This window comes from Microcystis wesenbergii FACHB-1317 (assembly GCF_014696875.1).
In the GTDB taxonomy this organism is placed as follows: domain Bacteria; phylum Cyanobacteriota; class Cyanobacteriia; order Cyanobacteriales; family Microcystaceae; genus Microcystis; species Microcystis wesenbergii_A.
The window spans coordinates 19,159-32,686 of the sequence record NZ_JACJQV010000050.1 but is presented as its reverse complement, the minus strand read 5'-3'; the positions used below and the strand labels follow the sequence as shown (position 1 = coordinate 32,686).

Sequence of the window (13,528 nt, the reverse complement as noted above, 5' to 3'; positions counted from 1 at the left end):
AATTCGCCTTAATTTCCAGAAATTCTGAATTTATTAATTAGGCACGAGCTTCGAGACGACCATAGAAAATGCCGCGAATTTTCACTTCTTCAGCATCTTTTGCCCCTAAATCGGTGTCGGAAGGCTGTTCACTTTCAAAAACACCAGCAAACTCGCCAGTAGAAGCGTCAACTTTAGTCACCTGTAAAGACATAGTACCTTTACCCAGTTCCGTCGCTTTGACGTTAGCACGCTGGAAATCTTGACTATCAGCACTAGCGGGTAAAGCGACAGCGTTATCATAACCCGTCACCACACCCCGACCTTTGGGATCTAAGAAACCAGCGCCACGATAGGAGGGAACTTTAAAGTCGCCTTCAAAATCGGTGGAACTGTTAATCGAGTTAAATCCGGCTTCGGTTTTGCCGGTGAAACCTTTAATGGTAAAGAAGAGGGGAACTCTTTCACCTCCGGGTAATTGTACGGTAATGGGTTGGAAATCAATACCGTCTTCTTCCTTGAGGGTTAAAACACCGTCTTCGCCTACGGTTAAGGTCGCTGTCATCTGTTCTAAACTGGTGGTATCTCTGGTTAAGAGTTTACCCGGGATAAAGGTGGCCGCTTCCCGCTTATTAATGGGTTCACCCTTGACAAAATATTCTTGGGGTTCTAGGCATAAATCTGTCACCACATAACTTTCGCCGCTTTCTAAGGGGAGAGTACCCCGGGTAAACTCGGAAATCTGGGGACATTTGTTAGCTAATCCCGTGTTTAAAATTTCATCATAGGTTAGCTCGTTTCTATTCAGGACGGCACTAGGCGCGTCGCTACAAGCTGTCAACACCCCTAAGCACAAGGCTAAAAAGGCAACTAACAAGGCACGAAATCTCATCTATGTCAACCTCTCTTTGTCAATCTTTACAATTACTACCCTTGATCCATAGCCTGATGAATTATGCGCCAATTCACCGAAACTCAGTTTATCAAAGATCCGTGACCATTGAGAAGATGGGAGACAGGAGGCAAGAGGCGGTCGGCGGTCGGCAAGACCCCCCCCAACCCCTAGGGTCGTTTCATTCTCGCAAATGTCATTCAATCAAATCCTTATCTGGCAAGGTTTTCAGTCAATTTCTCAGAACAAATATCTGAAAAATTTTTAAAATGCCTTGCTTTGCTTGCCCCGTAAGCGATTGAAGACAGACAAACAAGGAATCAAACTAGAGAATGAATCAGCCCTACCCCAACCCCCCCGATGTCGGGGGGGCAACACCCCCTCAACCCCCCCGATGTCGGGGGGGCAACACCCCCCCAACCCCCCCGACATCGGGGGGGAGGCTCTAAGTAACTGATAACTGATGACTGATATGATTGGTGTGACTGTTTTCAGGGGCAGAAATTTCGATGAATAGCCGATTGCCGGGAGATAATAGCCAATTAGATAGCCAACTAGATTCCCTTGTAACGACGGTGACAGCGATCGCCGAAGAACAGCAGGGAGATTGTAACGGTTTGTTAATGTTGCTGCGAACTTTAGAAAATTTACATCGGCAAATTCGCGAGCAGATGTTCGAGCCATCATTACCCAATACCCGTAAGGACTTATACGGATTACTCCGGGATATCGAGGAAACCGGGGGATGGCCCTATATAGAACGGATGAAGTTACAAATCTTAATGGAAAAATTATTAGCCAGTGAAGTCGGCGCGCTCGATTCGGCGGCAAAAACCGATGATCGGGAAAAATGAGTTTCCAGAGGGTACGGAGCGGGTTACAGTATTGGGAAAATGGATATTTTAGGGGTAAATCATGACCACCGCGAACCCGATTAAATTTGGAACCGATGGCTGGCGCGGGATTATCGCCGCCGATTTTACTTTCGATCGAGTCGCTCTGCTCGCTCCCTTGGCGGCTCAGGTTTTAGCGGATAATTATGGTCAGATCACGGGTTCGCGGACGATGATCGTCGGCTATGATCGGCGGTTTATGGCGGAGGATTTTGCTCAAACTGCGGCGGAATCGCTGCAAAAAGCTGGTTTTGATGTGCTTCTCTCCCAATCCTACGCTCCCACTCCCGCTTTTAGTTGGGCAGCTCGCTCAGAAAATGCTCTCGGTGCGATCGTGTTAACCGCCAGTCATAACCCGGCTAAATATCTCGGTTTGAAGGTTAAAGGTTATTTTGGTGGTTCTGTCTCGCCGGAAATTACCCAACAAATTGAAGCTTTATTGTCTAATCCGCCGCAATTTAACGCCAATGCAGGTAAATTAAGCACTTTTGAGCCTTGGTCAGGTTATTGTCAGGGTTTACGCCAAAAAGTTAATATTGCCGCTATTGCCAACGCGATCGAATCGGGACAACTAAAAGTTTATTCCGATGTCATGCACGGTGCGGCGGCTACCGGTTTAGAGCGTCTTTTGGGGGTGGGAATCACGGAATTACGCGGCAATCGCGATCCTTTGTTCGGTGGCGGCTCTCCGGAACCTTTGCCGAGAAATTTGACGGAAATCATCGATAAGCTGGCTCACAGCGCAAATTTAGCCCCTTTGCGAGTAGGTTTGGTCTTCGATGGCGATAGCGATCGAGTGGCGGCGATCGATGGTCGGGGGAATTTTTTAAGCACCCAAAATCTCATCCCGATTTTAATCGAGCATTTAGCCGGCAAAAAAGGAATGAGAGGGGAAATTGTGAAAACGGTGAGCGGTTCCGATTTAATCCCCAAATTAGCCAGTTTATACGGTTTATCGGTCTTTGAAACCCCGATCGGTTATAAGTATATCGCCGATCGAATGTTGACCACTCCTGTGTTAATTGGTGGGGAAGAATCGGGAGGTGTCGGTTATGGTAGTCACATTCCCGAACGGGATGCTTTATTATCAGCTTTATACGTTTTGGAAGCAGTGGTAGAATCGGGCCAAGATCTAAGCGATCTTTACGCGCAATTACAGGATAAAACTGGTTTTTATTCTCAGTATGATCGTATTGATTTGCCCCTAGCTAATATGGCAGCTCGCACTCAGTTAATTACTGCTTTGGATCAGGAACCCTTAAGGGAAATTGCCGGTAAACAAGTGACTGATTGTAATCCTATCGACGGTTATAAATTCCGTTTAGAAGATGGGAGTTGGTTGTTAATTCGCTTTAGTGGTACAGAACCAGTTTTGCGTCTCTACTGTGAATCTTCAACCCTCGATCGAGTTCAGGAAATTCTCGCCTGGGCAAAATCTTGGGCTACCTAATAGAAAACGGGTTTCTTGAAGAAACCCGTTTTCTGGAATTGAATGGGGAAATAATATATAGGAAGTAACAATAAAAGAGACTTTTGAGAATGAATTTACCTTAAAACTCCACAGAAATTATCCTCTTTTGAGCTGCCTTTTTCTTTTACTTGGGGATTTTACCTAAATCTGCAAAATAGAGTATAACTCAATCTAGATTAACTATTATCGAAGCCATCATGACAACTAAATCAGAACTCTATGAACAAGATTTTCAATTATGGCTGATAACAACAATAGGTCAGTTAGAACAAGGAGATTTTCAGGCATTAGATGTATCTCATTTAGTTGAGGAGTTGAAAGAATTGGGTAAATCAGATAAAAATGCCCTGGAAGGAAATTTAATGATTTTGCTGGCTCATTTACTGAAATTAAAAGTACAATCCTCCGCCCCTGAAAGCATGAAATCTAGCTGGTATAGCTCCATTGTCGAACACAGGGAACGAGTTATCGCCTTACTAGAAAACACCCCTTCTTTGAAATCTCATTTAGCAATCGCCATCGATAAAACCTATCCTAAAGGTCGCAAAATTGCCATCAAGGAAAGTAAATTGGCTGACTTGGGAATTGCGATTCCTCCAGAGGAAGCATATCCCTTAGACTGCCCTTTTTCCTTAGAACAGATTCTTGATGAAGATTTCTATGGCTGATAATTCATAAGTAGTCGTGCAAAATTAATTTCTTGGTTAGGATAGGCAAGAGGCAACCCCCCCTTATTAAGGAGGGATTAAGGTGGGATCGGCACCCCCCCTTATCAAGGGGGGCAGGGGGGATCAGAGGCAAAATCTATCTTCAATTTAATTATGACTACTTACATTCAGTGCAAAATTAATTTCTTGGTTAGGATAGGCAAGAGGCAACCCCCCCAACCCCCCCGACATCGGGGGGGCAAAGGGTTTCATTCTCTGAAATGTCATGATCTCAAATTCTTATCTGGCAACGTTTTAAGTCGATTTCTCGGAAATATATAGCTGAAAATTTGTCAAAACGTCGTGCTTTGTAGGTTGATTTATGAATCAACCTACTATGAGAGCAAAAACCTGTACTCCCCTGCTCCCTAGCTTACCTCATCAGCGATTAAGGGTAGCAAAAAACAGAATTAGATTCGGAGAATGAATCAGCCCTAGGAGCAAGGGGGGTGGGGGAGATTCAGCTAATTTAAGGGTAGATGGTTAAAATGCGTCTTAGCATAGCTTACAAGCTTTTTTGCTCAACCCTAGTTAATCAGCCTGCAAAAAATAAGTAAAAATTATAAATTTAAGATAAAAATTAAAATATTTAAATATTTGGGGCGATTAGTTAAATGTAACAAGTAAGTTACAAGATTTTGATTTTCCCAGAATTTGCCAAAATTTGGCTGTAAATCGGGGTTGCCTACATTTATTAATCTGGTATGATCATAGTATGCTGTGGGCTTAGTTTAACCGTTAAGCCTTAAATCAACGCAAAACCAAGGCAATCAGGGTACTGTATCGATTCTCTTGCCCAAAAAAAGCCCCTAGTGGTGACATTTCTTTATGTGACAATTTTTGAATTTTTGTAAAGGCTATTGACTTAAAGCCAGAATTGTGTAAGCGTCCCCGCTCCCAAGTCTGGCACTCATAGACAGTCAACAGCTAATCAAGTTGGGAACTAGGAGTTGACTTCTCCTCCTAGTCCCCTGTTTTTTAGGATATCAATTGCGATTAAGGTACTTCAGTCCAGCGCCTAAGCCTCCCAACACCAGCAAACTCAGCACAGTTGAGGGTTCGGGAACAGATGTCGGTGGCGGTGCCATCGGTCCGGGGGCAGAAAAGTTAGAAATCGTCACACTAGCCCGTCCGAAGAGGTTGTCCGTAGTGGCAATACGGAAACCGAAACTGTCGCCAGCTAGGACGTTAAACGTCGATGTCCCGTTTTGGACAACACCTCCCCCACCATTAGTTACTTGGGTGAAGCTGCCGTTGAGCAGATATCCGAAGGGATCGAAGAAAGGGTCATCAGCAGTAGAGTAGTTCCAATCAAACGTCACCGTCCCAGCCGCAGCCGCAGTGGTGGTGTAGTCTGTGGTTCCAGGCACGCCAGAACCATCGTTCCCCCCAGTCAGGCTAATGGACGCGGGAGCGCCGCCGGTATTAACCGACCCGTCGGCATTACTATTGGTAAATGTCCAATTAATGGGATCGTAAGCGTCTTGGAAACCGAACACTGTTGCGGCACTAGCACCAGAAGCAGCGGCTAGGGTGAGGCTAACAGTAGTGACAGTCATTGCGGTCTATGACCGCAATGACTCGAATAATTTTGGCGATTTGGTGGCCATGGCCTTGGAAATAAATTAATGTACCCCTTAAAGTTAAGGTTGATCGAAATATTTTTCAAGAGGATTTTTTATAGAAATATTCAATCCTATAGCGGTAAGCGCTTGAGTGAGATACAAACCAAGCTTTGCCTAGCATGGTTTATAGCTCGTGACACTGTACCTCATACGACTGCACACCGCTATATCTATATAGATAAGTAAATGGTTGGTTCTCTTATTCTTTGTGTGATCGGTGTAACTTATATAGTAGCGATCGATCTTTGTGTCCTTTGTGTCTGGAGTGGTTGGTTTCACTCATTCGCCCGCAAATCTACTCGAATCTGGCGCTGCTGATTTTTTATCTCAGTTTGAAGAGGGGCTGAAAACTGGCGCAATGTGGACATCGATCGAAAGACTAAGCTAAACTGGTAATGACTATGTATTAGGGCGGAGGTCAACGGACGCAACTATGGACAATTTGGAGGTAAAACAAAAACCGATCCGGTGTTTAGAAGATGCGATCGAAAGGTGTCAAACTTTAGGAATGCGGGTTAGTCGTCAGCGTCGCTATATTTTAGAATTGCTGTGGCAAGCGCGGGAACACCTATCAGCGCGAGAAATTTATGATCGTCTCAATCTGCAAGGAAAAAACATCGGTCATACCTCAGTGTACCAAAACCTAGAGGCCCTATCGGGTCAAGGCATTATCGAATCTGTGGAACGCTGGGACGGCAGACTCTACGGTAACATCAGCGATTCCCACAGTCACGTCAACTGTCTGGATAGTCAAGAAATCATCGATGTGCATATCGAACTTCCCCCGGAATTAATTAAACAGATCGAGGCATCGACGGGGGTAAAAATTACTGATTATCGCATCGATTTCTATGGCTATAAAGAAAACAAATGAGCCAGATCACTGTATAATTGGCCCTGTGAATAGTATCCGTTGACAGGCTGCAACTCTTGTGATCGATCGCCCTCTCACCCTAATTATCATCGATAATGACCCGATTTACCGCTTGGGTCTGGTGCAGGCATTGTTGCAGATAGAAAATATCACTATCGTCACCGAAGGGGATTTAGAAACAATTTTCGCCTTGACTCTGAATCCCTCCCCCGAAATTATCCTCATCGATCCTCTCTTTGATTGGTCCTACTGTGAAATTCTCCACTCTCGCTACCCCGAAAGTAAAATTGTTCTATTAACCTTTCCTCTCGATTCCAGGCAGCAACTAATCGCCAGAGAATTAGGCATCGCCGGTTATATTCCCAAAGGCACAAACCTAGAACAATTTATCACTATTTTAGGACAAATTTCCCGGGATGAATCCCATGATGTTGTCCCTTCTGATCTCACCATTGCTACCCGTGCAAGTTTAGCTCCTAGTCATTGGTTAATCAGTGCTGGCAAAACGGGATTAAATCGCATCGAAAGTGAATTACATTTGATTGATCTCCATCTTAATCAACAGTCTTTATCCGGCTTTGATCGCTTTTATTGGCAGGGGAGAAAACGAGAACTTTTAGCAGCTCTATGGTTAGTCAGAAAACTAATTCCCCTGGAAGGTAGCTATTACAATTCAGCTTCAGTCACACCCCCGGTAATAATTAACAATATCGATCGGGAATTACCAATTTTAAGCCGCGAGCGTCCCCTCTGTGTTTCGGCGGTTTTTGAGTCCACTTTAGCAGTCATTCGATTGCCTTTAATTAATAGAACCAAGATTAGTTTTGAAATTGATGTTTTACAGGATAATCGGCAGCGGGAATTATTATATTTAGTTCTCGATGAAATTCGTAAAAATGTTGATGAGATGAGATATTTACAGGTTAGCAGCGGGGAATTAACCAGTCGCTTAAATCTGATTATTTACGATATCTGGGAGAAAGTGACCCGTAAATTTTTAGAAATTAATGCCTCGGTTTATGAGGAAATTAGTAAAAGCAGACTTAACGAAATTATTCGGGAAGAAAGAGAGGCAATTCAAACAGAAATCCTCAATAAAATTCCTTTTACTCTTGACTTATTTTCCTATTTAGTGTACGAAAATAGTTTAACTATTGACGGAGTAGAATACCGAGCTAATGCTCCTGAAACTATTGCCAGAGCCGAAATTATCCTGCAAAATCTCATTCATAATATTGCCAATGCAGTGACGGTAATTATTCTCAATAACTTCTCGGAATCGGAAAGAATCAAACAAAAACTTTACCAGTCAGAATTTCTCATCGCCAGAAAATTAGCTAAAATCCGCAATGAATTATCTTGGAAATACCGACGGCAACAATATTGGCAAGAACCTAAAGATATCTTTGAAAGTCAATATCAATTATTTCACTATAGCGAGGGAGAAATCCAATCTCTAGCCATTTATTCCCCCCGACAGGAAGAATTAAATAGTTTAACAGGCATACCCTGGTTAGCTTCGATCGCCTTAGAATTAAGAGACTCTTTATCTCCTCGTTTACGCGCTTTTTTTCGGGTGGTGGGTAAGGGAGTAGTCTATATTCTTATCCAAGTTATCGGTAGGGGTATTGGTTTAGTAATTCGCGGGGTTTTACAGGGAGTCGGTAACACTTGGCAGGAAGTAAAAGGTAAAAAGTAGCTGATTAAGAATCTGCTAAGTCGGTATTTTTAAGGGGAAACTCTCTTTTAAAATTGGGCGTTACTTTCGATTTTATCACTCAATCCAAGCTTTTGGGGGGTTCTACCCCCCAAACCCCCCGTTGGGGGCGTGGCGCCGCCCCCAAACCCCCCGCGCATTAGCTTTTCGGTGGGATGCTTACAGCCAGCTGCTGATATATCTGTAATAATCTAAGAGTTACTAATAATTGCTGATTGTCGGTATTTCTGCAAATGCGAGATGCACCCTAATAAGTAGTTGTGCAAAATTAATTTCCTATTTTAGTTTTTAGTTCACTGATAACTGATAACTGATCACTGATAACTGATCACTGATAACTGATAACTGATAACTGATAACTGATAACTGATAACTGAAGTGGCCCTAACTTTTACAATTCCTTGTCAAAACTGTATTTATCGCGAATCTGTCCGACAAAAAACTGTCCTTTCGATGGTGCGGACTGAAAATCTTTATATACTGCCAAAGGTAGATCATGATAAAGATAGATACCACCGTGATTAAATTCCACTTTCAGAATTTTTTTTTCCTCATCGTAGTCAAAAGATTTAATCGCTGTACTTTGACTTTTTAATAAGGGGAAAGCAATCACATCGCGAATACTGGCAGAATCGGTTAATAACATGATCAGGCGATCGATGCCAATTCCTAAGCCTCCCGTGGGGGGCATTCCGTATTCTAAAGCGGTTAAAAAGTCCTCATCAACTCCCTGCGCTTCCAAATCTCCAGACGCTTTTTTGAGTGCCTGTGCTTCCAATCTTTGCCGTTGATCGATGGGATCGGTTAACTCAGAAAAACTATTAGCTAATTCCCGTCCAACCACATATAATTCAAATCTTTCCACGAGGTCAGTTTTTGAGCGATGGGGTTTAGCTAAAGGGGAAATTTCCACGGGAAAATCTAGCACAAAAGTGGGCTGTATTAGGGTTTCTTCGACTTTTTGTTCAAAAGCTTCATTTAAGAGCTTACCGATGGTTTTACATTCCTCTGGAACGCCAATGCCGGCATTTTCTGCGGCAATACGAGCCGACTCGAAATCATCAAAACTATTAAAGTCAACCCCGGTTATTTCTTGGACTAATTCGTGCATGGTCACTCGTCGCCAAGGAGGAGTTAGGTCAATTTCCCTGTCTTGATAGGTGATTTTCAGCGTACCTAAAACATCTTGTGCAGCATTAACAATAATGTTTTCGGTTAACTCCATCATGTCATAATAATCGGCATAGGCCTGATAGATTTCGATGGAAGTAAACTCGGGGTTATGTTTAGTAGAAACCCCTTCATTACGAAAAATTCGGCCTAACTCAAAGACTTTTTCAAAACCACCGACTATTAATCTTTTTAGATGTAACTCGGTGGCAATGCGGAGATATAACTCCATCTCCAGCGTATTATGATAGGTGATAAACGGTCTAGCATCGGCTCCTCCCGCTTCACTTTGTAGCACGGGAGTTTCAATTTCAATAAAACCTTCTTGGTCTAAATATCTCCGAATAGAAGCAGTAATTTGGGCGCGACGGCGAAAAGTTTGTCGCACTTCGGGGTTAACAATTAAATCCACATATCTTTGTCGATAACGCTTTTCTACATCGGTTAAACCGTGCCATTTATCTGGTAGAGGTAAGAGGGATTTGGTGAGAATTTCGTACTCGTTTACATAGATAGATAATTCGCCGCGTTCTGTGCGTTTAATCGTCCCTTTTGCCCCTAAAATATCGCCTGTATCGGTCAGTTTAATCACCGTGTTAAAGGCATTCGGCACGGCGGCCATGGTTTCACTAATGCGTTTTTTATCGAGGTATAATTGAATCGTTCCCGTTTCATCTTGCAGGTTAAAAAAGGCTAGTTTACCCATAATTCTTCGGGCAATAATCCGACCAGCAATGGCTACTTCTGTGCTAATTTCTTCCCCCGGTGCTAAGTCAGCGTACTGCTCTTGTAATTGTTGAGCATGAGCGGTAGATTTCCAATGGTAAGCGTAGGGATTTAAGCCAGCTTTTTGCAATCCTGCCACTTTTTCTAAACGAGCGGACCGGATTTCTTCGAGGGTAGAGGAGGGTTGATTTTCAGGATTTTGTGCTTGAGATGCCATCGTTTTCTAAGAGGAACAATTCTGGGGAATTTTTAGGTTTTGGGTTTTGGGGTTTTAGGTTTTTAGGTTTTTAGGGTTTTAGGGTGTTGGGGTTTTAGGGTTTTAGGGTTTTAGTTGAAATTCCCCCACTTCCCCACTTCCCCACTTCCCCAGTTCCCCAGTTCCCCAGTTCCCCTAATAACAGTAATTATCGTCCCATTTCTCGCTTTAATTTTTTCAATTCTTCTTCCATTTCCCATTCTTTAAATTTTAGATCGAGATTATCGTAGTTCGAGCGCTGATAGTCCGATTCTTGGGGTTGATCCCAAAAAGTGGTTTCCCAGTCACGGGACTGATTTTTAGGGGCTTTTTCGGCTTTAATTTGCACTTCTTGACGACGTTGTTGGACCTGTTGCAGTAACTCTTGGGATTGACTCAGACGTTTTTTCACCCCTTCCATCCGTCCCCAAAGTTGATTACCCTGACGAAATAGGGCCGCCTCGCGTTCACTAGCAGCCTTCAGCAAGTCCTGCCGTCCAGCGGCCTTAGCCTTATCAATTCTAGCGTGCCAAGTTTGGATATCTTGGGCAGTGGCCAAAATTTGCTGTTCGAGACGTTGACGCTCATTTTCTAGGGCGCTAATCAGTTTAGCAGTATCGCGCTCCTGTTCGCGCAGTTGTTCCACCAGCGCCTGTAATTCTAATTGGGGATGACTTCTGAGAAATTCTTCCAGTTGGGTTTCAAGAAAGCGACTGACATCATCAAATAGATTGCCCATCTGTGCAATATCCTAAATTTTCAATTAAAGTCTAGGAGCGATCGATTTTAATCCCCCTCTTTTTAGCATAGGCTAGATCAACCCTAGATTTAAATATATTTGGCAAAAGTAGTACAAAGATGTTATTCGGCTGCCGGTTAGGGACGGGGAAACCAGTATAATAAAACTAGAATAATATTTCCTGAAAAACTCTTAATTGTTTGACTTAAGTGACAACTTCACCAGCTTGGACAGAACGCATCGGTTATCAACGGGATTGGGTGTGGCGCGGTTGGCAAATTCGTTATAGTTTTATGCCAGCAAAAAACCCCCAAGATGCCGATAATCCCCCTTTAATTTTACTGCACGGATTTGGAGCGGCGATCGAACATTGGCGCCATAATATTCCTATTCTCAGCCAAAATCATCGAGTTTACGCAGTAGATTTATTAGGTTTTGGTGGTTCGCGTAAAGTGCAGGTTCCCTATACCGTTAATCTCTGGGTGGAACAGATACACGATTTCTGGCAAACTTTTATCAATAGACCGGTGGTATTAGTGGGAAATTCGATCGGTTCTTTAGTTAGTATGGCCCTAGCGGGTAAATATCCGGAAATGGTAGCCGGATTAGTTATGCTCAGTTTACCCGATGTCAGCCGTCGGCGGGAAATGATCGCCGATTGGTTATTAAATATCGTCACTCCTATCGAAAACTTTTTCACTTCGCCTTGGCTATTAAAACCGATTTTTTACTATCTGCGTCGTCCGCAAGTCTTGAAAAAATGGACAGGAATCGCCTACGAAGACAAGAAAGCAGTCAGCGAGGAATTAGTACAAATTATCGCCGCCCCAACCCTAGATGAGGGGGCAGCCGAGGCGTTTATTTCCCTGGCACAAGCTGTTAATCATCCCGAATATTGTCCACCAGCCAAGTTAATTTTACCACGCTTAGAAATCCCGATTTTATTATGTTGGGGCAAACAAGATCGCATGGTTCCCGTCCAGTTAGCCCAGGGTTTTGTCTCCCTTAATCCTAGGATAAAATATGTAGAATTTGCCCGGGCCGGTCATTGTTTACAGGATGAATGTCCCGACCGTTTTAACCCAATTTTATTAGAGTGGCTAGAATCTGTTCCTGTTCTTTGAGATGAACGTAGGTTGGGTTGAAGCATGAAACCCAACGTCTGCTCCTGTTACGCTACCCCTAACCCATCCGACAAATAATTGTGCCTCCCTACTTAGAATCTGTTCCTGTTCTTTGAGAGAATAGGGAGAGTGATTGTTGGTGATAGTCCTATGCAAACCTTGGAATCGACGCTCAAACCTCCCGCAACTGCCTCCGAATTCGACACCACGATTCACCGACGCAAAACCCGTCCCGTCCGGGTAGGTAGCGTTACCATCGGTGGTGGTCATCCCGTGGTCGTGCAGTCGATGATTAACGAGGATACCCTTGATATAGATGGTTCCGTGGCCGGTATCCGTCGCCTCCATGAAATCGGCTGTGAAATTGTCCGCGTCACCGTGCCGAGTCTGTCCCACGCCACCGCTTTAGCTAAAATTAGGGAAAAACTGCTCGCCACCTATCAACCTGTGCCGTTAGTAGCCGATGTACATCACAACGGCATGAAAATCGCTCTAGAAGTGGCCAAGCACGTCGATAAAGTGCGGATTAACCCCGGTTTGTACGTTTTCGAGAAACCGAAAGCCGACCGCAGCGAGTACAGTCAGGCAGAATTTGATGAAATTGGCGAAAAAATCGCCGAAACCCTGAAACCTTTAGTAGTTTCCCTGCGAGATCAAGATAAAGCGATGCGAATCGGCGTTAACCACGGTTCTCTGGCCGAAAGAATGCTCTTTACCTACGGTGACACCCCCGAAGGAATGGTACAGTCGGCTTTAGAATTTATCCGCATCTGCGAATCCCTCGATTTTCGCAATCTGGTGGTTTCCCTGAAAGCTTCCAGGGTGCCAGTTATGGTAGCCACCTATCGTCTCATGGTTAAGCGCATGGACGAGTTAGGTATGGATTATCCCCTACATTTGGGGGTTACTGAGGCAGGAGATGGGGAATACGGACGAATTAAATCCACTGCCGGGATTGCCACTCTCTTAGCGGACGGTATCGGTGATACGATTCGCGTTTCTCTGACGGAAGCTCCCGAAAAGGAAATTCCCGTCTGTTACAGCATTCTCCAGGCCCTGGGACTGCGGAAAACCATGGTCGAATACGTCGCCTGTCCTTCCTGTGGTCGCACTCTTTTTAATTTAGAAGATGTTCTGCAGCAAGTGCGGGCAGCGACTCAACACCTCACCGGACTCGATATCGCCGTTATGGGTTGTATTGTCAATGGACCAGGAGAAATGGCCGACGCAGACTATGGTTATGTGGGGAAACAGGCCGGTTATATTGCCCTTTATCGCGGTCGCGAGGAAATTAAACGCGTCCCCGAAAGTGAAGGTGTAAGCGAGTTGATTAATTTAATTAAAGCCGATGGCCGTTGGGTAGAACCTTAATTAGT

The 13,528-nt window shown here is 44.1% G+C and carries 11 protein-coding genes; 7 read left to right on the top strand and 4 right to left on the bottom strand.

Annotated elements, in window-relative coordinates:
• Window positions 1-37: 37 nt before the first annotated feature.
• Complete coding sequence (gene psbO, locus H6F92_RS01695; protein WP_190356566.1) at window positions 38-871, bottom strand: photosystem II manganese-stabilizing polypeptide; 834 nt, start codon at window positions 869-871, stop codon at window positions 38-40.
• 509 nt (window positions 872-1,380) lie between these two features.
• Between psbO and H6F92_RS01690 the strand changes: the two genes are divergently transcribed.
• The 3 genes from H6F92_RS01690 (at window position 1,381) to H6F92_RS01680 (ending at window position 3,903) form a co-directional block, all read left to right on the top strand.
• Window positions 1,381-1,725, top strand: coding sequence for a hypothetical protein (locus H6F92_RS01690; RefSeq protein WP_190356565.1), 345 nt, complete (start codon window positions 1,381-1,383; stop codon window positions 1,723-1,725).
• A 61-nt stretch (window positions 1,726-1,786) separates the two neighbouring features.
• A complete protein-coding gene (locus tag H6F92_RS01685) occupies window positions 1,787-3,214 on the top strand; it encodes a phosphoglucomutase/phosphomannomutase family protein (protein ID WP_190356564.1) in 1,428 nt (475 codons plus the stop codon).
• A 218-nt stretch (window positions 3,215-3,432) separates the two neighbouring features.
• On the top strand, window positions 3,433-3,903 hold the full coding sequence (locus H6F92_RS01680) for a DUF29 domain-containing protein (RefSeq protein ID WP_159251396.1): 471 nt from the start codon (window positions 3,433-3,435) through the stop codon (window positions 3,901-3,903).
• A 1,025-nt stretch (window positions 3,904-4,928) separates the two neighbouring features.
• Here H6F92_RS01680 and H6F92_RS01675 read toward each other — a convergent pair.
• Complete coding sequence (locus tag H6F92_RS01675) at window positions 4,929-5,501, bottom strand: PEP-CTERM sorting domain-containing protein (protein ID WP_190356563.1); 573 nt, start codon at window positions 5,499-5,501, stop codon at window positions 4,929-4,931.
• A 499-nt stretch (window positions 5,502-6,000) separates the two neighbouring features.
• Here H6F92_RS01675 and H6F92_RS01670 point away from each other — a divergent pair, with 499 nt between their 5' ends.
• Together H6F92_RS01670 and H6F92_RS01665 are read left to right on the top strand one after the other, a co-directional pair.
• Window positions 6,001-6,441, top strand: a complete 441-nt coding sequence (locus tag H6F92_RS01670; RefSeq protein WP_190356562.1) for a Fur family transcriptional regulator — start codon at window positions 6,001-6,003, stop codon at window positions 6,439-6,441.
• 58 nt (window positions 6,442-6,499) lie between these two features.
• Window positions 6,500-8,140: a DUF3685 domain-containing protein gene (locus tag H6F92_RS01665; RefSeq protein ID WP_190356561.1), complete on the top strand. Its 1,641-nt coding sequence runs from the start codon at window positions 6,500-6,502 to the stop codon at window positions 8,138-8,140.
• Between the two features lie 409 nt (window positions 8,141-8,549).
• Here H6F92_RS01665 and lysS read toward each other — a convergent pair whose 3' ends face one another.
• Complete coding sequence (gene lysS, locus H6F92_RS01660) at window positions 8,550-10,271, bottom strand: lysine--tRNA ligase (RefSeq protein ID WP_190356560.1); 1,722 nt, start codon at window positions 10,269-10,271, stop codon at window positions 8,550-8,552.
• 187 nt (window positions 10,272-10,458) lie between these two features.
• Window positions 10,459-11,028 carry a TIGR04376 family protein gene (locus tag H6F92_RS01655; RefSeq protein WP_002797241.1) on the bottom strand — a complete coding sequence of 190 codons (570 nt, stop codon included), beginning with the start codon at window positions 11,026-11,028 and terminating at the stop codon, window positions 10,459-10,461.
• A gap of 209 nt (window positions 11,029-11,237) precedes the next feature.
• On the opposite strand from H6F92_RS01655, the gene H6F92_RS01650 reads away from it, so the two are divergent.
• Window positions 11,238-12,152 (top strand): alpha/beta fold hydrolase, encoded by a 915-nt coding sequence (locus H6F92_RS01650; protein WP_190356559.1) that lies wholly within the window; start codon window positions 11,238-11,240, stop codon window positions 12,150-12,152.
• A 150-nt stretch (window positions 12,153-12,302) separates the two neighbouring features.
• A complete protein-coding gene (gene ispG / locus H6F92_RS01645; protein ID WP_052277721.1) occupies window positions 12,303-13,523 on the top strand; it encodes a (E)-4-hydroxy-3-methylbut-2-enyl-diphosphate synthase in 1,221 nt (406 codons plus the stop codon).
• Window positions 13,524-13,528: the final 5 nt, after the last annotated feature.